This window comes from Collimonas arenae (genome assembly GCF_001584165.1).
In the GTDB taxonomy this organism is placed as follows: Bacteria; Pseudomonadota; Gammaproteobacteria; order Burkholderiales; family Burkholderiaceae_D; genus Collimonas; species Collimonas arenae.
Window position 1 is genome coordinate 4335545 of record NZ_CP013233.1, and the last position, 17391, is coordinate 4352935.

A 17391-nucleotide genomic window follows, 5' to 3' on the forward strand; every position below is an offset into this window, starting at 1 on the left:
TCCCTGACCAGAGTACCCCCATGACACTTGCCGTGACGCCTTCAGCAACGACTTCGACCGCTTCGATCAATCCCACCGAAACCCGCCTGCGCGAGCTGCTGGCGCAACGCATCCTGATCCTGGATGGTGCGATGGGCACCATGATCCAGCAATACAAGCTGACGGAAGAAGATTACCGTGGCGGTCCCAGCGGCCGTTTCATCGATTTCACCGGGCCGGGCCGTGAGCTGTTCGTCAAGGGCAACAATGAATTGCTGTCGCTGACTCAGCCGCACATCATCAGCGAAGTGCACGAGCAATACCTGGCGGCCGGCGCCGACCTGATCGAGACCAACACCTTCGGCGCCACCACAGTTGCGCAAGATGACTATCACATGGCCCATCTTGCTTACGAAATGAACGTGGTGTCGGCCAAGCTGGCGCGCGCCGCCTGCGATAAATATTCGACGCCGGACAAACCGCGCTTCGTCGCCGGCGCCCTCGGCCCGACACCGAAAACCGCGTCGATCTCGCCTGACGTCAACGATCCGGCGGCACGCAATGTCACTTTTGACCAGCTGGTCGCCGCCTACCTGGAACAAACCCGCGGCCTGGTCGAAGGCGGCGCCGACGTGCTGTTGGTCGAAACCATCTTCGACACATTGAATTGCAAGGCGGCGCTGTTCGCCATCGATACCTTCTTCGAAGAATCTGGCCTGCGCTTGCCGATCATGATTTCCGGCACCGTCACCGATGCATCCGGCCGTATCCTGTCAGGCCAGACCGTGCCGGCGTTCTGGAACTCGATCCGCCACGCCAAGCCGCTCACCGTCGGCCTAAACTGCGCGTTAGGTGCGGCGCTGATGCGTCCTTATGCGGAAGAATTGTCGAAGATTGCCGACACCTTCGTCTGTATCTATCCGAATGCGGGCCTGCCCAATCCGATGAGCGACACCGGCTTCGATGAAACACCGGACGTGACTTCCTCACTGTTGAAGGATTTCGCCGAAAGCGGCTTCGTCAATATCGCCGGCGGCTGCTGCGGCACCACGCCGCCGCACATCAAGGCGATTGCCGACACCGTGGCCAAGATTCCGCCGCGCACCGTGCCGGAAACCACACATGAAATGCGGTTGTCAGGACTGGAACCATTCACCATCGACGACAACTCGCTGTTCGTCAACGTCGGCGAGCGCACCAACGTCACCGGTTCCAAGGCGTTCGCACGGCTTATCCTCAACGAGCAGTACGACGAAGCATTGGCGGTGGCGCGCCAGCAGGTGGAGAACGGCGCCCAGGTGATCGACATCAACATGGATGAAGCGATGCTGGATTCGATCGCCGCCATGCAGCGCTTCCTCAACCTGATCGCATCCGAACCGGATATCGCGCGCGTACCGATCATGATCGACTCCTCGAAATGGACTGTGATCGAAGCTGGCCTCAAATGCGTGCAAGGCAAGGCGGTGGTTAATTCGATTTCGATGAAGGAAGGCGAACCGGAATTCCTGCGCCAGGCCAAGCTGTGCCGGCGCTACGGCGCGGCGGTGATCGTCATGGCCTTCGATGAAAAAGGCCAGGCCGATACCTTCGAACGCAAGATCGAAATCTGCGAGCGTGCCTATAAACTGCTGGTGGACCAGATCGGCTTCCCGCCGGAAGACATCATTTTCGATCCGAACATTTTCGCAATCGCCACTGGCATCGAAGAGCACAACAACTACGCGGTTGATTTCATCAACGCCACGCGCTGGATCCGCGAGAACCTGCCGCATGCCAAGATCAGCGGCGGCGTCTCCAACGTCAGCTTCAGTTTCCGCGGCAACGATCCGGCGCGCGAAGCGATCCACACGGTGTTCCTGTATCACGCGATCAAGGCCGGCATGACCATGGGCATCGTCAACGCCGGCATGATGGGCGTCTACGACAACCTGCCGGCCGAGTTGCGCGAGCGGGTCGAAGACGTGGTGCTGAACCGCCGTGAAGACGCCACAGAGCGCATGATCGAAATTGCCTCGACCCTGAAAGCCGGCGACAAGAAAGAAGAAGCCACGCTGGAATGGCGCAGCGGCACTGTGCAGCAGCGGCTGGCGCATGCGCTGGTGCAAGGCATCACGCAATGGATCGTCGAAGACACCGAAGAAGCACGCCAGGAATTGCTGAACAACGGCGGCCGCCCGATCCATGTGATCGAAGGACCGCTGATGGATGGCATGAACATCGTCGGCGACCTGTTCGGCCAGGGCAAGATGTTCCTGCCGCAGGTGGTGAAATCGGCGCGCGTGATGAAGCAGGCGGTCGCTCACCTGATTCCCTACATCGAAGAAGAAAAGCGCCTGCACGAAGAACTGACCGGCATCGCCGCCAAGCCCAAGGGCAAGATCGTGATCGCCACGGTCAAGGGCGACGTCCACGACATCGGCAAGAACATCGTCTCGGTGGTCTTGCAGTGTAATAACTTCGAAGTGGTCAACATGGGCGTGATGGTGCCGTGCTCGGAAATCCTGGCGATGGCCAAGGCCGAGAATGCCGACATCATCGGCCTCAGCGGCCTGATCACGCCCTCGCTGGAAGAAATGGCTTACGTCGCCAAGGAAATGCAGCGCGACCCGTACTTCCGCAGCGTCAAGATGCCGTTGCTGATCGGCGGCGCCACCACCAGCCGCGCCCATACCGCAGTCAAGATCGCGCCGAATTACGAAGGCCCGGTGGTGTATGTGCCGGACGCTTCACGTTCGGTCTCGGTGGCGCAATCGCTGCTGACGCCGGAACAACGCGACCAATACATCGAAGAGATCGCGGTCGATTACGAACGCATCCGCGAACAACACGCCAACAAGAAAGCCGTGCCGTTGCTGTCGCTGGCTGCTGCGCGCGAGAATCGTACCAAGCTCGAATTTGCGCCAGTCAAACCCAAGTTCATCGGTCGCCGCGTTTTCAAGAATGTCGATCTCGGCACGCTGGCGCGCTACATCGACTGGGGTCCGTTCTTTCAGACCTGGGACCTGGCTGGTCCGTATCCGGCGATCCTGACCGATGAAGTGGTCGGCGAAGCCGCCAGCAAAGTATTCGAAGAAGGCCAGGCGCTATTGAAGAAGCTAATCGATGGCCGCTGGCTGACCGCTAACGGCGTCATCGCGCTGATGCCGGCCAACACGGTCAACGATGACGACATCGAAATCTATACCGACGACACCCGCAGCAAAGTCGCGTTCACCTATTACGGCTTGCGCCAGCAAACCGTCAAGCCGGTGATCGATGGCCTCGCCCGGCCGAACCAGTGCCTGTCCGATTTCATCGCACCGAAATCGTCCGGCATTGCCGACTATATCGGCCTGTTCGCCGTGACCAGCGGCATTGGCATTGAAAAGTACGAGAAGCGTTTTGAAGATGCACATGACGATTACTCATCAATCATGCTGAAATCACTGGCCGATCGCCTGGCGGAAGCGTTTGCCGAATACATGCATGAGCGGGTGCGCAAGGATTTGTGGGGCTATGTGCCTGATGAAGAATTGTCCAACGAAGCCCTGATCAAGGAAAAATACAGTGGCATCCGCCCTGCTCCCGGCTATCCGGCCTGCCCGGAACACACTGTCAAGGCCGACATGTTCCAGCTGCTCCAATGCGACGAGATCGGCATGCAGGTGACGGAGTCCTTCGCCATGTTCCCGGGCGCCGCCGTCTCCGGCTTCTACTTCGCCCATCCGGAATCGAAGTACTTCGTGGTCGGCAAGATCGGTGACGACCAGGTCAGCGACATGGCGGCAAGGCGCGATGTGCCGAAGGAAGATGTTGAGCGCTGGCTGGCGCCCAATCTGTAACCGATATCGTAGGGTGGGCAGGTTTTTCTGCCCACGCGGTACGCCTGTATCATGCGATCAACGGATCGCGAAGTTCCGCGTGGGCACGCGTGCCCACCCTACGTTGTCAATCGTTGTCAATCGCCACCCAGATGGATGAACTTGAACAGGAAGATCGCAGCGATCACCCACACCATCGCCGGCACCTGCTTGGCGCGCCCGGTGAACAGCTTCAGCGCCGCATACGAAATGAAACCAAAGGCGATGCCGTTGGCGATCGAATAGGTGAAAGGGATCATCAGTATGGTGATCACGGCAGGCACGCTTTCAGTGCTGTCTTCCCAATTCAGATGCACCACTTCGCGCAGCATCAGGCCAGCGACATAAAACAAGGCAGGCGCCGTTGCGTAGGCCGGTACCGCGCCGGCCAGCGGTGAAATGAACAGGCAAGCCAGGAACAGGATGCCGACCGCCATCGACGTCAGTCCGGTGCGTCCGCCGGCCTGTACGCCCGCCGCACTTTCGACATAGGCGGTGGTGCTGGAGGTGCCCAGCATGGTGCCGGCCACAATCGCCGTACTGTCGGCCAGCAAGGCTTTGTTGAGGCGCGCCATCTTGCCGTTGACCAGCAGGCCGGCACGGTTCGCCACGCCCATCATGGTGCCGGTGGCGTCGAACATCTCAACCAGGAAGAACACCAACACGATGTTCAGGATACCCATCGACAAGGCGCCCATGATGTCGAGCTTGAACAAGGTCGGCTCTATCGATGGCGGCATCGCCACCACGCCGTTGAAGGTATTGCCGCCAACCACAAAGCTGAGCACGGTCACGGTCAGGATACCGATCAGGATCGCGCCCTTGACCTTGAGGTGATCCAGCACCACGATCAGCAGGAAACCGAGGATCGACAGGATTACCGGAATTTTATGCAGGTCGCCGATTTGCACGAAGGTCGCAGGATTCGCCACCACCAGGCCCGAGCTCTTCAGTGCGATGAAGCCAAGGAACAGACCAATGCCAGCGGTGATTGCAATCCGTATCGTCGGCGGAATGCCGTTGACGATCATGCCGCGAATGCCGACCAGGCTGACGATGATGAACAGGCAGCCGGAAATGAACACGGCGCCTAGCGCCACTTCCCACGACACACCCATGCCCTTGACCACCGCGTAGGCGAAATAGGCATTGAGCCCCATGCCGGGCGCCAGGGCAATCGGATAGTTGGCATACAAGGCCATGATCAGCGTACCGATGGCGGCGGCGACGCAAGTCGCAACAAATACCGCGCCCTTCGGCATGCCGGCATCGCCGAGGATCGCTGGATTGACGAAAATGATGTAAGCCATCGTCAAGAAAGTGGTCAATCCGGCAATCAATTCAGTGCGGACATCTGTGCCGTTTTCTTTCAGCTTGAAGAATTTTTCCAGAAATTGCATGGTCATGTCCCCTTTTTTATTGTGTAGAGACTGTCACGGCAAACTCGAATGCCGTTGATTTGCCATGACAAAGCGACATCGGCAACTCTGGTTTTTGCTCTATCCCGGTGAGGGAATTGGCGCCATTTTGGGGAAAACCGCGTCGCCGCGATGGGTTACTGAATGGGGTCAAGATAATGCTCCGAGATAAATATTGATTATTCCAGCGAGATGATAACCGGTCCCGGCGCAGCATAGCGGGGATTCACGCCGACAAATGATGCTCCTGAAACCTAATTAATTATCCGAGCAACCACATTTTCCGCGTTTGGCCTTTGAATGAATTGCCAAAAAAATACCAAACCAAACAGCACCATTCATGTGCATCGATATGCGTTGATTGGAATTACTTATTCTTTCTCTATTCCATATTGCAGATAATTGACATTAGCCCTTTCGCTATATAGACGACCGGCGCAAATGCTAATCTGCGATCATAATTAATAGGCCGTTGCAAAGCTCTTCTAGTTATCAGTACCGCACCCCGGCAAACCAGGCAATACGGTCAACAAGGCAGAAGTTTTGCAATAGTCGCCCATCCAGAATGGAGATCGTCTTGTCTACGTCCGCATCCAAATCCACGGCCGAAAATGTCATCCGTTTCTACTACCGTGGCGAAGTCCACACAGTGGATCAGGCCGCGCCTACCCGCACCATCCTGCAACACCTGCGTGAAGACCTTCACTGCACCGGCAGCAAGGAAGGCTGTGCGGAAGGCGATTGCGGCGCCTGCACGGTTGTCATCGGTGAACAGACTGCTGACGGCGTCACGCTGAAATCGGTCAACTCCTGCATTCAATTCCTGCCGACACTGGATGGCAAAGCCTTGTATACAGTCGAGGACCTGAAGCAAAACGATGGCGCCCTGCATCCAGTGCAACAGGCGATGGTCGAATGCCACGGTTCGCAATGCGGTTTCTGCACACCGGGCTTCGTGATGTCGCTGTGGGATCTGTACCTGAAGAACGACGGCAGCCAGGCGCCATCCTGCAAATCGGCAGGCGCATGCCAGCCGCTGCAACGCAAGGACATTGACATCGCGCTGTCCGGCAATCTGTGCCGCTGCACCGGCTACCGGCCGATCATCGACGCTGCGCACCGGATGGGCGAATTGCCCGCGGTCGGCTTCGATCGCCAGGCATTGGAACAGGCGCTGCAACCGCTGCAACGTGACGAGATGTTCACCTACCGCCACGAAGGCCAGACTTTTTACGCGCCGCGCACGCTGGCGCAACTGGTGGAAGTACGGGCCGCCTACCCTGCTGCACGCATCCTGGCCGGTTCGACCGATGTCGGCCTGTGGGTAACCAAGCAAATGCGCGACCTGGGCGACATCATCTATCTCGGCCAGGTGGCCGAATTGAACGCCCTGGCGGTGCGCAACCAGCAACTCGAAATCGGCGCCGGCGTTACGTTGAATGACGCCTATGCCGAGATCTGCAAGCACTACCCTGAGTTATCCGAGATGTGGCAACGCTTTGCCTCGCTGCCGATCCGCAATGCCGGCACGCTGGGCGGCAATGTCGCCAATGGTTCGCCAATCGGCGATTCGCCACCATGGCTGATCGCGCTCGGCGCGCAAGTGGTGTTGCGCGGCCCTGCCGGACAACGCGTGATGCCGTTGGAGGCGCTCTACCTCGATTACATGAAGAAAGACATGCAGGCCGACGAGTTCGTCGAGGCGGTACGGATTCCATTGCCGCACGCCGGGCAACGCTTCCGCACCTACAAACTGGCCAAGCGCTTCGACCAGGATATTTCCGCAGTCTGCGCCGCGTTTTCAGTCACGCTCGATGGCGACAAGATCAGCGATATCCGCATCGCCTTCGGCGGCATGGCGGCAACTCCGAAACGCGCCGCCCTGACTGAAGCTGCATTGCGCGGCCAGGTCTGGAGCGAAACAGTATTGGAAAAGGCCGTTGCCCTGATGATGGACGATTACAAGCCGCTGAGCGACATGCGCGCTTCCAGTGAATACCGGATGAAGACTTCGCAAAACCTGTTGCGCCGCTTCTGGCTGGAAACCCGCGTCGATGCGCCATTGCGGACCGATCAGGTGAATCCTTTCGTGTGTGCTTGAGACAGCGCCGTCGCCTACGAAAAAGACAACCGAGCCATAACTGAGACATTGCGAGTGAAACGGCATGAATAAGCAAACCGAAGATTTTATGAAAACCAATGCACCGGCGCAAAACGGTAGCGCGGCCTGGGCGGAAGTCGGGCAATCGCATCCACACGAATCGGCGATCCTGCATGTACTGGGCGAAGCCACCTACACCGACGACATCCCGGAAGCGCAAGGCACGCTGCACGCCGCGCTCGGCATGTCGCAAAAGGCCCATGCCCGTATCCGCTCGATCAACCTGGATGCAGTACGCAGTGCGCGCGGTGTGGTCTCGGTTCTGACCGCTGCCGATATTCCGGGCACCAACGATTGCGGCCCGATCATCCACGACGATCCGATCCTGTCCGAAGGCTTGGTCGAATATGTCGGACAGCCGATCTTCGCGGTCATCGCCGACACGCACGACAATGCCCGGCGCGCAGTGCGCAAGGTGGTCATCGATTACGAAGAATTGCCGGCCATCCTGACGCCGCAAGCTGCGCACGCAGCGAAATCGTATGTGCTGCCGCCGATGCGCCTGACGCGTGGCGATGCACAGAAGGCTTTTGAAACAGCACCGAACCGCGTCAGCGGCCAGCTATATGTCGGCGGCCAGGAACAGTTTTACCTGGAAGGCCAGATTTCCTACGCTATTCCGAAAGAACAGAACGGCATGCTGGTGCAATGCTCGACCCAGCACCCGACTGAAATGCAACACGTTGTCGCCCATGCGCTCGGCGTGCATTCACATAATATCGTGGTCGAATGCCGTCGCATGGGTGGCGGCTTCGGCGGCAAGGAATCGCAATCGGCCTTGTGGGCTGCGGTCGCCGCAATTGCCGCCGCCAAGCTGAAACGCCCGGTCAAACTGCGCGCCGACCGCGATGACGACATGATGGTCACCGGCAAGCGCCACTGCTTCCACTATGACTATGAAGTCGGTTATGACGACGCCGGACGCATCGTCGCCGCTCGCGTCGAGATGGTCAGCCGCGCCGGCTTCTCGGCCGACTTGTCGGCGCCGGTGGCAACCCGCGCGGTCTGCCACTTCGACAATACCTATTACCTGTCCGATGTCGACATCAAGGCGATGTGCGGCAAGACCAATACCCAATCGAATACCGCGTTCCGCGGCTTCGGCGGCCCGCAGGGCGCGATTGCGATTGAATACATCGTCGATGAAATCGCCCGCAACCTGGGGCGTGATGCGCTCGATATCCGCAAGCTGAACTTCTACGGCCGCAACGACGAGGAAGGCCGTAACGTCACCCAGTACGGCCAGAAAATCGTCGACAATGTGATCCACGAGCTGGTCGCCGAACTGGAAAGCAGCAGCGAGTACCGGCAACGCCGCGCCGCTATCGAGGCGTTCAACGCCGCCAGCCCAGTGTTAAAAAAGGGCTTGGCACTGACACCGGTCAAATTCGGTATCGCCTTCAACGTGACGCACTTCAATCAGGCTGGTGCGCTGGTCCATGTGTATACCGACGGTTCGGTGCTGGTCAACCACGGCGGCACCGAAATGGGCCAGGGCATCAACACCAAGGTCGCGCAGGTGGTGGCGCACGAACTCGGCATTCCGCTGGCATTGGTGCGCGTCAGCGCTACCGACACCAGCAAGGTCGCCAATACGTCGGCCACCGCTGCATCGACCGGCGCTGACCTCAACGGCAAGGCGGCGCAAGACGCAGCACACACGATTCGCCAGCGTCTGGCGGAGTTTTTTGCCAAACTGCACGGCGGCGACGCCAAAACGGTCACCTTCGCCGCTGGCGCGGTGCATCTCGGCGAACACAGCATGGCATTTGGCGACCTGGCGCAAAAGGCGTATCTGGCGCGGGTCCAATTGTGGTCCGACGGCTTCTACGCCACGCCGGGTCTGCATTGGGATCCGAAGACCATGACCGGCCATCCTTTCTCCTACTACGCGTACGGCGCCTCGGTGTCGGAAGTCGTAGTCGACACCCTCACCGGCGAATGGAAATTGCTGCGCGCCGATGCGCTCTACGATGCCGGCCAGTCACTGAATCCGGCGCTCGATATCGGCCAGGTCGAAGGAGCCTTCATTCAAGGCATGGGCTGGCTGACCACGGAAGAGCTGTGGTGGAACAAGGACGGCAAGCTGATGACGCACGCGCCGTCCACCTACAAGATTCCCGGCATTTCCGATTGCCCGCAGGATTTCCGCGTCAAGCTGTTCAAGAACCGCAACGTCGAAGACAGCATCCATCGCTCCAAGGCGGTCGGCGAACCACCGCTGCTGCTGCCGTTCTCGGTGTTTTTTGCGATCCGCGACGCCGTCGCCAGTGTTGGCGGCAACCGCTTCAATCCACCGCTGAATGCGCCAGCGACCAGCGAAGCGATTCTGAAATCGGTCGACGCGGTACGCGCCCTGGCTGCCGCCAGATCGAACGCGGCCTGATCCGTTACCCTCGGGAGCCTCATTATGAGCAACTGGCTGGATGCACTCACCACGCTGATCACGCAAGCTTCGCAACCCGCGACAGCGATCCTGATCACCGTCGCGCAAGTCGAAGGCTCGGGGCCACGCGAGCCAGGTGCAAAAATGGTGGTTACCAGCGTCGGCCAGTTCGACACCATTGGCGGCGGCCACCTGGAATTGCAGGCGATCAGGATCGCCCGCGAGATGCTGGCCGAAGGGCTGTCATTGAGCCGCGAACGCCGCTTGCAGCGCTTTTCCCTCGGCCCGTCGTTAGGCCAATGCTGTGGCGGCGTCGTGCACCTCGCATTTGAACGCGTGACCAACGCATCGGCCGACTACTACAGCTTCCTGCAACGCCGTTTGCGCAACACCGAAGACAGCTGGCGTTTGGTGGCGATGGATGACGATGCACCGCCGACGCTGTGCGACTCAGATGGCGAACGTCTACACGGACCGGGACGCTTGCCGACCCTGCCGGCGTTATCGGCACCGGCAATCGCACCGCAAGGCCAATGCCTGATTCTGCGCGACGACAATGGCGGCCGCTGGTTGCTCGATGCCTGCCTGGCCGCACGACCGCAATTGTTCCTGTTCGGCGTCGGCCATGTCGGCGCGGCGATTGTCAAGGCGCTTGGCGATTTGCCTTGCCGCGTCGTCTGGATCGACGAACGGGAGGAAATGTTCCCGGATGAACTTCCAGCCAATGTCAGCGTGGAAGCAACCGATACGCCGGAGGCCTTGGTGGATGGCGCCCCGGATGGTTCCAGTTTCCTGGTCATGACGCACAATCACGCGCTCGACCAGCGTTTGTCGGCACAAATCCTGCAGCGCGATGGTGTGGCCTGGTTCGGGCTGATCGGCTCCAAGACCAAACGCATGCAGTTCGAGCATCGCCTGCGCGAGCGCGGCATTTCCGCTGAACGCTTGGCCGATATGGTTTGTCCAATTGGCATACCAGGCATCGTCGGCAAAGAGCCGGCCGTCATCGCCGCCTCAGTTACGGCGCAATTGCTGCAAGTCTGGGAACAGATTGCCAAGCAGCAAAAAATGACATCTGCGGCACCGCAACTACGCTTGCAAGAGCAGGTTGCCGGCTCCATCTAATCGAAGATCGTTACTCACCCAATTACTCATATCTGCGCTTGTCCGCGCTTTCATTCAAGGATAGTTCTCATGGCAGTTCCCAATTTCAGCAACCTCGACCAGTCCACGCTGCAGGCATATCGCGCCAGTATCCTGCATTTCGGCGCAGACCCGGCACACCATGCCAACGCCTATGAATGGCATGAAGACGGTTTGCTGCTGATCGCCGACGGCAAGGTGGTGGCAGCGGGAGACTACCTTCAACTGTCGGCGCAGTTAAAGGCGTCGCTGCAAACGGAGCTGAATATCCAGGATTATCGTGGAAAAATCATCATGCCCGGCTTCATCGATAGCCATGTCCATTATCCACAGACCGACATGATCGCGTCGCCGGCGCCAGGCCTGCTGCCTTGGCTGGAAAAATACACCTTCCCGACCGAACGCAAGTTCGGCGATCCGGCGCATGCCAGCGATGTCGCGCACTTCTTTGTCGATGAACTGCTGCGTTGCGGCACCACCACTGCGATGGTGTTCTGTACCGTCAATCCTGTGTCGGTCGATGCGTTCTTCACGGAAAGCGAATCCCGCAACCTGCGCATGATCGCGGGCAAAGTGATGATGGACCGAAATTGCCCTGATTTTCTACAAGACACGGCAGAAGGCGGCATTCGCGAAAGCGAAGATCTGCTGAAAAAATGGCACAACCGCGGCCGCCAGTTGTACGCGATCACGCCGCGCTTTGCGCCGACCTCGTGCAACGCGCAGTTGCAGCTTGCGGGAGAACTGGCCGCCTCCTATCCGGATGTCTACCTGCAAACCCACGCCGCCGAAAACACCGACGAAGTTGCTTGGGTCAAATCGCTGTTCCCGGACGCGCGCAGCTATATGGATGTCTACGACAAGTACGGCATGCTGCGGCCACGCTCGATGTACGCGCATTGCGTCTGGCTCGATGACAATGATCGCCGGCGCATGGCGGAAACCCAATCGGCGATTTCGATCTGTCCAACCTCGAATCTGTTCCTGGGCAGCGGCCTATTCGACTTCGAAGCTGCCGACGCCGCACAAGTGCCGTTGTCGCTGGCCACCGACGTCGGCGGCGGCACCAGTTTCTCGATGCTGCAGACCATGAACGAAGCCTACAAGGTGGCGCGCATGGGCAACACCTACCTGCCGGCGTTACGCATGTTTTACCTGGCGACGCTGGGTGGCGCGCGCAGCCTGCAACTGGAAGGGACCATCGGTAATTTCGTAGCCGGCGCCGAGGCCGATTTTATCGTTCTCGATCCGCAATCGACGCCATTATTGGCACGCCGCACAGAGCGAACCGAAAGTCTGGAAGAATTGTTGTTTGCGCTGGCGCTACTGGGTGACGACCGCGCTATCGCCGCGACTTATGCGGCCGGCAAGCTGGTGCATCGCCGGGATGGAGCTAGCCTATAAGCATCGGTCTGGCCGTCACTCCTGCCTACCATCACCGTGGCACGATGCGCCCACCCTACCGCTACGGCCGCAATATATTGCCGCTGTAGTCATCTGGGGTCAGAGTAAGTTTCTGCAAAAAACGCGCAGAAAATTCACTCTGACCCCAGTTAGCTTCACGTGTTAAGCGCGACGAAAATCAGATTACGGTTTTTTTGCGTCTATGAAATTTTCAGTAAGATTCCCACCCTACGGGCGCAGTACATATCGGTTTTCGCTGACACATTCATAGCGCTGCAATACGTTGCCGCTATCGTCGACACTCTCAAGGTACACGTCGAACTGCCAGAGGCGCGCCATGTGGCGCAGCATTTCATCGGTACCATCCGCGAGCGGCCTGCCGTCGCTGCGGAAATGACGCAAGGTCAGGCTGCGGTCGCCGCGTGTGTTGACTGACCATACCTGGATATTCGGTTCCCGATGGTTGATATCGTATTGGCGCGACAATGCCTGCCTGACATACTGGTAGCCGGCGTTATTGTGGATCGCCGATACTTCCAGCTCGCTGCGGGTTTCATCATCGAGCACCGCAAACAAGCGCATGTCGCGTATCAGTTTGGGTGACAGATATTGCGCGACAAAGCTTTCATCCTTGAAATTGCGCATCGCATAATGCAAGGTATCGAGCCACAGCGTCCCGGCCAGTTCGGGAAACCATTCACGATCCTCGTCAGTCGGATTTTCGCAAATGCGCCGGATATCGCTCATCATTGAAAACCCGAGCGCGTATGGATTAATGCCGCTGTAGTACGACTTGGTCACCGGCGGCTGATACACCACATTACTATGCGAATGGAGAAACTCCATCATGAAACCATCCGTCAGACGGCCTTCATCGTATAGGGTATTCAGGATCGTGTAATGCCAGAATGTGGCCCAGCCCTCGTTCATGACCTGAGTCTGGCGCTGCGGATAGAAATATTGAGCGATCTTGCGCACGATACGGATGACCTCACGCTCCCAGGATTCCAGCAGCGGCGAATTTTTCTCGGCAAAATACAGCAGATTCTCCTGCGTCTCAGGCGGAAAGCGCCCTTCGACCTGCTCTGCCGCCTCAGCCTTCTTCTCCGGCAAAGTGCGCCACAACTCATTGACTTGCGACTGCATGTACTCTGCACGTTCGCGACGCTGCGCCTGTTCTTTCTCCAGCGACAATTTTTGCGGACGCTTGTAACGATCGACGCCGTAATGCATCAACGCATGGCAGGAGTCGAGCAGTTCTTCAACTTTGGAGAAACCGTAGCGCTCCTCGCACTCGGCAATATAACTCTTCGCATACACCAGGTAATCGATGATGGCGTGGGCATCGGTCCAAAGCTGAAACAGGTAGTTTCCCTTGAAAAAGGAATTATGCCCGTACGCTGCATGCGCGATCACCAGCGCCTGCATCGTCATCGTATTTTCTTCCATCAGATAAGCGATGCACGGATTCGAATTGATGACAATTTCGTAGGCTAGGCCCATCTGGCCGCGCTTGTAATCTCGCTCCGTCATCAGGAAATGCTTGCCGAACGACCAGTGCCGGTAATTCACCGGCATCCCTGCCGAAGCATAGGCGTCCATCATCTGTTCAGCAGTAATGATCTCCAACTGGATCGGATAGATATCCAGCTTGTAGCGCGCCGCCACGCGGGCAATTTCATCGTTGTACTGTTCGATCAGATCGAAACTCCAATCCGACGGACATGGCAACTGGCGATTGATCAGACGGTCATTCATGTCTGCACCTGCTTCTCGAATAATTCGCGGAACACCGGATAGATCTCGCTGGCAGTTTGCACTTTCTTCATTGCGAACTGCGGATTGACCGCGGCGATCTGCTCATATTCGGTCCATAGATTCTGTTCTTCGACTGTCACCTGGATGTAGGCAAAATAGCGTGAGCGCGGCAAGATTTCCTGCTCCAGCAGCTGTCGGCATTTCGGCGAATCGTCATTCCAGTTGTCGCCATCCGACGCCTGGGCGCCATAAATATTCCAGTCGCCCGGCGGATAGCGGGCATCGATGATCTGCTTCATCAACTCCAGTGCGCTCGACACCACCGTGCCGCCGCTTTCCTGCGAATGGAAAAAAGTATCTTCATCGACCTCGTCGGCACGTGTGTGATGGCGAATGAAAACCACCTCGATATGCTCATAATTTCTGGTCAGGAACAGATAGAGCAAGATGAAGAAGCGCTTCGACAAATCCTTGCGCTGCTCATCCATCGATCCGGATACGTCCATCACGCAAAACATCACGGCGCGGCTCGACGGCTGCGGCACCTTGACCCGGTTGACGTAGCGCAGGTCGAACGGATCAATGAATGGAATGCGCCAGATGCGGCCCTTGAGATGATGGATATCGTCCTCCAGGCGCTTGATCTCATCGCGCCGGTCTTGCGGATCGGCCTTGAGCGCCTCCATCAGCTGCTCCAGCTCGCGCAGCTTGACCACCAGCGGCGAACCCAATGCAATACGCCGCCCGAGCGAACTGCGCAGCGAGCGGACGATGTCGATATTGTTCGGTGTGCCGTCGGTAGAGTAGCCGGCGCGCATGTTTTTCCAGCTTGGTACAGCGATCAGGTTGGTCTTGATCAGGCGCGGCAACTCGAGGTCCTCGAAGAAGTATTGCATGAATTCTTCGCGCGACAGCTGGAAGACAAAATCGTCTTCGCTTTCGCCCTGATTGCTGGGTGAACTGCCGCCACCTCCAGCGCCGCCCTGAGGGCGGGCGATTCGGTCGCCTTGCAGGTAATCCTGGTTGCCAGGGTGGACCATCTCGCGCTTGCCGCCCGGCCCATGGCCGAATACCGGTTCACTGATGCCCCTGCGCGGAATGCTGATGCTCTTGGCGTTCTCGATTTCCTTGATGCCGCGGTCACGTACCGCTTCAGTCACCGAGCGATGAATAGCCGCCCGGAAGCGCCGCAAAAAGCGCTCCCGATTGGCAATGCTCTTGTTCTTGCCAGAAAGTCTACGGTCGATTATCTGATGCAACACGGTCGGCTCTCCTGGTCGGAATGCATCTGGTGAGCTGCTGGTAACTGGCGCTTTTCTTTATGCTACTTACCCGCGATCCACCTCATGAAGATTTGCGTACTCGCAGATACCATTCGCACAGTAATCGTACCTGTTTCGGCGTATACCCTTTGCTGACCATGCGATTCACAAAATCTTCATGCTTGCGCAATTCTTCGTTGGAACCCTTGGCGTTGAACGAGATAACCGGCAGCAAGTCCTCGGTATTCGAAAACATTTTCTTTTCGATAACGACGCGCAATTTCTCATAGCTGGTCCACAACGGGTTCTTGCCGGCATTCGAGACGCGCGCACGCAATACGAAATTGACAATTTCGTTACGGAAATCCTTCGGATTGCTGATGCCGGCCGGTTTCTCGATCTTTTCCAACTCTGCATTCAAGGCTGCGCGATCGAAACTTTCGCCAGTGTCATGGTCGCGGAATTCCTGATCCTGGATCCAGAAGTCGGCATAGGTCACATAGCGGTCGAAAACATTCTGTCCATATTCAGAATACGACTCCAGATAAGCGGTCTGGATTTCCTTGCCGATAAATTCGGCATAACGCGTTGCCAGCGTATCCTTGACGTAAGACAAATACTTCTGCTCCACCTCCTGCGGAAATTGCTCGCGCTCGATCTGCTGTTCCAGCACATACATCAGGTGCACAGGATTGGCCGCCACTTCGGTCGAATCGAAATTGAACACACGCGACAGTATCTTGAACGCGAAACGCGTCGACACCCCTGTCATTCCTTCATCGACACCCGCATAGTCGCGATATTCCTGGAACGACTTGGCTTTTGGGTCGCTGTCTTTCAGATTCTCGCCGTCATACACCTGCATCTTCGAGAAAATACTCGAATTTTCCGGCTCGCCAAGACGCGTCAGTATCGAGAACTGCGCCATCATCTTCAATGTGCCCGGCGCGCATACCGCCTTGCCCAGCGAGGATGTGCGAATCAATTTTTCATAAATCTTGATTTCCTCGGAAACCCGCAGGCAATAAGGCACCTTGACGATGTAGATCCGATCCAGCAGCGCCTCGTTGTTCTTGTTGTTGCGGAAGGCTTTCCATTCCGATTCGTTCGAGTGCGCCAGGATGATGCCGTCGAACGGAATCGCGCCAAAACCTTCGGTGCCCTTGAAATTGCCTTCCTGCGTTGCAGTCAGCAAAGGATGCAGCACCTTGATCGGCGCCTTGAACATTTCAACGAATTCCAGCAAGCCCTGATTCGACAGGCACAAGCCGCCGGAATAGCTGTAGGCGTCGGCATCATCCTGCGAATATTGTTCCAGCTTGCGGATATCGACCTTGCCGACCAGGGTGGATATATCCTGGTTGTTTTCATCGCCCGGTTCGGTCTTGGAAATCGCAACCTGCCGCAAGATCGACGGATAGCGTTTAACCACGCGGAACTTGCGGATATCACCGTTGAATTCATGCAGGCGCTTGACGGCCCAGGGGCTCAGGATCGATTTCAGGTAGCGGCGCGGAATGCCGTACTGTTCTTCCAGGATCGCGCCATCCTCTTCATAATCGAACAGACCGAGCGGCGATTCATTGACCGGCGATCCTTTCAGCGAATAGAACGGCACATGCTCCATCAGCTGCTTGAGACGCTCGGCGATCGACGACTTGCCGCCGCCGACCGGGCCCAGCAAATAAAGAATCTGTTTGCGCTCTTCCAGGCCTTGCGCAGCGTGGCGGAAATAGGCGACCACCTGCTCGATCACCTCTTCGGCGCCGTAGAACTCCTTGAATGCGGGATAGACCTTGAGAACCTTGTTGGCAAAGATGCGCGACAAGGAAGGGTCGTGGCGCGTATCGATCTGCTGCGGTTCGCCTATCGCCATCAGCATGCGTTCCCCAGCTGTCGCATAACAGCTTGGATCGTTCTTACAAAGCGCAAGATATTCTTCTAAGGAAAATTCTTCTTCTCTGGTTTTGTCGAACCGACTCGCAAAGCTGCTGTAGATATCCATATCACCCCCGCATCAACGATGTTGCGAAAACAA

General features: G+C 57.6%; 9 protein-coding genes. 5 read left to right on the forward strand and 4 right to left on the reverse strand.

Annotation, left to right across the window (positions count from 1 at the left end; genetic code table 11):
- Positions 1–20 precede the first annotated feature (20 nt).
- Entirely contained in the window at positions 21–3803 is a 3783-nt protein-coding gene (gene metH, locus CAter10_RS19870) for a methionine synthase (RefSeq protein ID WP_061534794.1), read from the forward strand.
- Between the two features lie 116 nt (positions 3804–3919).
- Here metH and CAter10_RS19875 read toward each other — a convergent pair whose 3' ends face one another.
- On the reverse strand, positions 3920–5221 hold the full coding sequence (locus CAter10_RS19875; protein WP_061535478.1) for an NCS2 family permease: 1302 nt from the start codon (positions 5219–5221) through the stop codon (positions 3920–3922).
- 583 nt (positions 5222–5804) lie between these two features.
- On the opposite strand from CAter10_RS19875, the gene xdhA reads away from it, so the two are divergent.
- The 4 genes from xdhA (at position 5805) to guaD (ending at position 12333) form a co-directional block, all read left to right on the forward strand.
- Positions 5805–7340 carry a xanthine dehydrogenase small subunit gene (gene xdhA, locus CAter10_RS19880; RefSeq protein WP_061534795.1) on the forward strand — a complete coding sequence of 512 codons (1536 nt, stop codon included), beginning with the start codon at positions 5805–5807 and terminating at the stop codon, positions 7338–7340.
- Between the two features lie 64 nt (positions 7341–7404).
- Positions 7405–9786, forward strand: coding sequence for a xanthine dehydrogenase molybdopterin binding subunit (gene xdhB, locus CAter10_RS19885; RefSeq protein ID WP_061534796.1), 2382 nt, complete (start codon positions 7405–7407; stop codon positions 9784–9786).
- A 24-nt stretch (positions 9787–9810) separates the two neighbouring features.
- On the forward strand, positions 9811–10911 hold the full coding sequence (gene xdhC / locus CAter10_RS19890; RefSeq protein WP_061534797.1) for a xanthine dehydrogenase accessory protein XdhC: 1101 nt from the start codon (positions 9811–9813) through the stop codon (positions 10909–10911).
- A gap of 69 nt (positions 10912–10980) precedes the next feature.
- Positions 10981–12333 (forward strand): guanine deaminase, encoded by a 1353-nt coding sequence (gene guaD, locus CAter10_RS19895; RefSeq protein ID WP_061534798.1) that lies wholly within the window; start codon positions 10981–10983, stop codon positions 12331–12333.
- Positions 12334–12561: 228 nt separating this feature from the next.
- Here the strand turns inward: guaD and CAter10_RS19900 are convergent, their stop codons facing one another.
- The 3 genes from CAter10_RS19900 to CAter10_RS19910 all read right to left on the reverse strand — a co-directional run bounded on the left by CAter10_RS19900 (position 12562) and on the right by CAter10_RS19910 (position 17358).
- Positions 12562–14091 carry a SpoVR family protein gene (locus tag CAter10_RS19900; protein ID WP_061534799.1) on the reverse strand — a complete coding sequence of 510 codons (1530 nt, stop codon included), beginning with the start codon at positions 14089–14091 and terminating at the stop codon, positions 12562–12564.
- Complete coding sequence (locus CAter10_RS19905) at positions 14088–15353, reverse strand: YeaH/YhbH family protein (RefSeq protein WP_061534800.1); 1266 nt, start codon at positions 15351–15353, stop codon at positions 14088–14090. Before CAter10_RS19905 ends, CAter10_RS19900 begins: the two co-directional genes overlap by 4 nt.
- Before the next feature lie 82 nt (positions 15354–15435).
- Positions 15436–17358 carry a PrkA family serine protein kinase gene (locus CAter10_RS19910; RefSeq protein WP_061534801.1) on the reverse strand — a complete coding sequence of 641 codons (1923 nt, stop codon included), beginning with the start codon at positions 17356–17358 and terminating at the stop codon, positions 15436–15438.
- Positions 17359–17391: the final 33 nt, after the last annotated feature.

Excerpts from the sequence above, each read along its gene's own strand:
- metH (WP_061534794.1), top strand. The coding sequence starts at position 21 with ATGACACTTGCCGTGACGCCTTCAGCAACGACTTCGACCGCTTCGATC.
- CAter10_RS19875 (WP_061535478.1), bottom strand. The coding sequence starts at position 5,221 with ATGCAATTTCTGGAAAAATTCTTCAAGCTGAAAGAAAACGGCACAGAT.
- xdhA (WP_061534795.1), top strand. The coding sequence starts at position 5,805 with ATGGAGATCGTCTTGTCTACGTCCGCATCCAAATCCACGGCCGAAAAT.
- xdhB (WP_061534796.1), top strand. The coding sequence starts at position 7,405 with ATGAATAAGCAAACCGAAGATTTTATGAAAACCAATGCACCGGCGCAA.
- xdhC (WP_061534797.1), top strand. The coding sequence starts at position 9,811 with ATGAGCAACTGGCTGGATGCACTCACCACGCTGATCACGCAAGCTTCG.
- guaD (WP_061534798.1), top strand. The coding sequence starts at position 10,981 with ATGGCAGTTCCCAATTTCAGCAACCTCGACCAGTCCACGCTGCAGGCA.
- CAter10_RS19900 (WP_061534799.1), bottom strand. The coding sequence starts at position 14,091 with ATGAATGACCGTCTGATCAATCGCCAGTTGCCATGTCCGTCGGATTGG.
- CAter10_RS19910 (WP_061534801.1), bottom strand. The coding sequence starts at position 17,358 with ATGGATATCTACAGCAGCTTTGCGAGTCGGTTCGACAAAACCAGAGAA.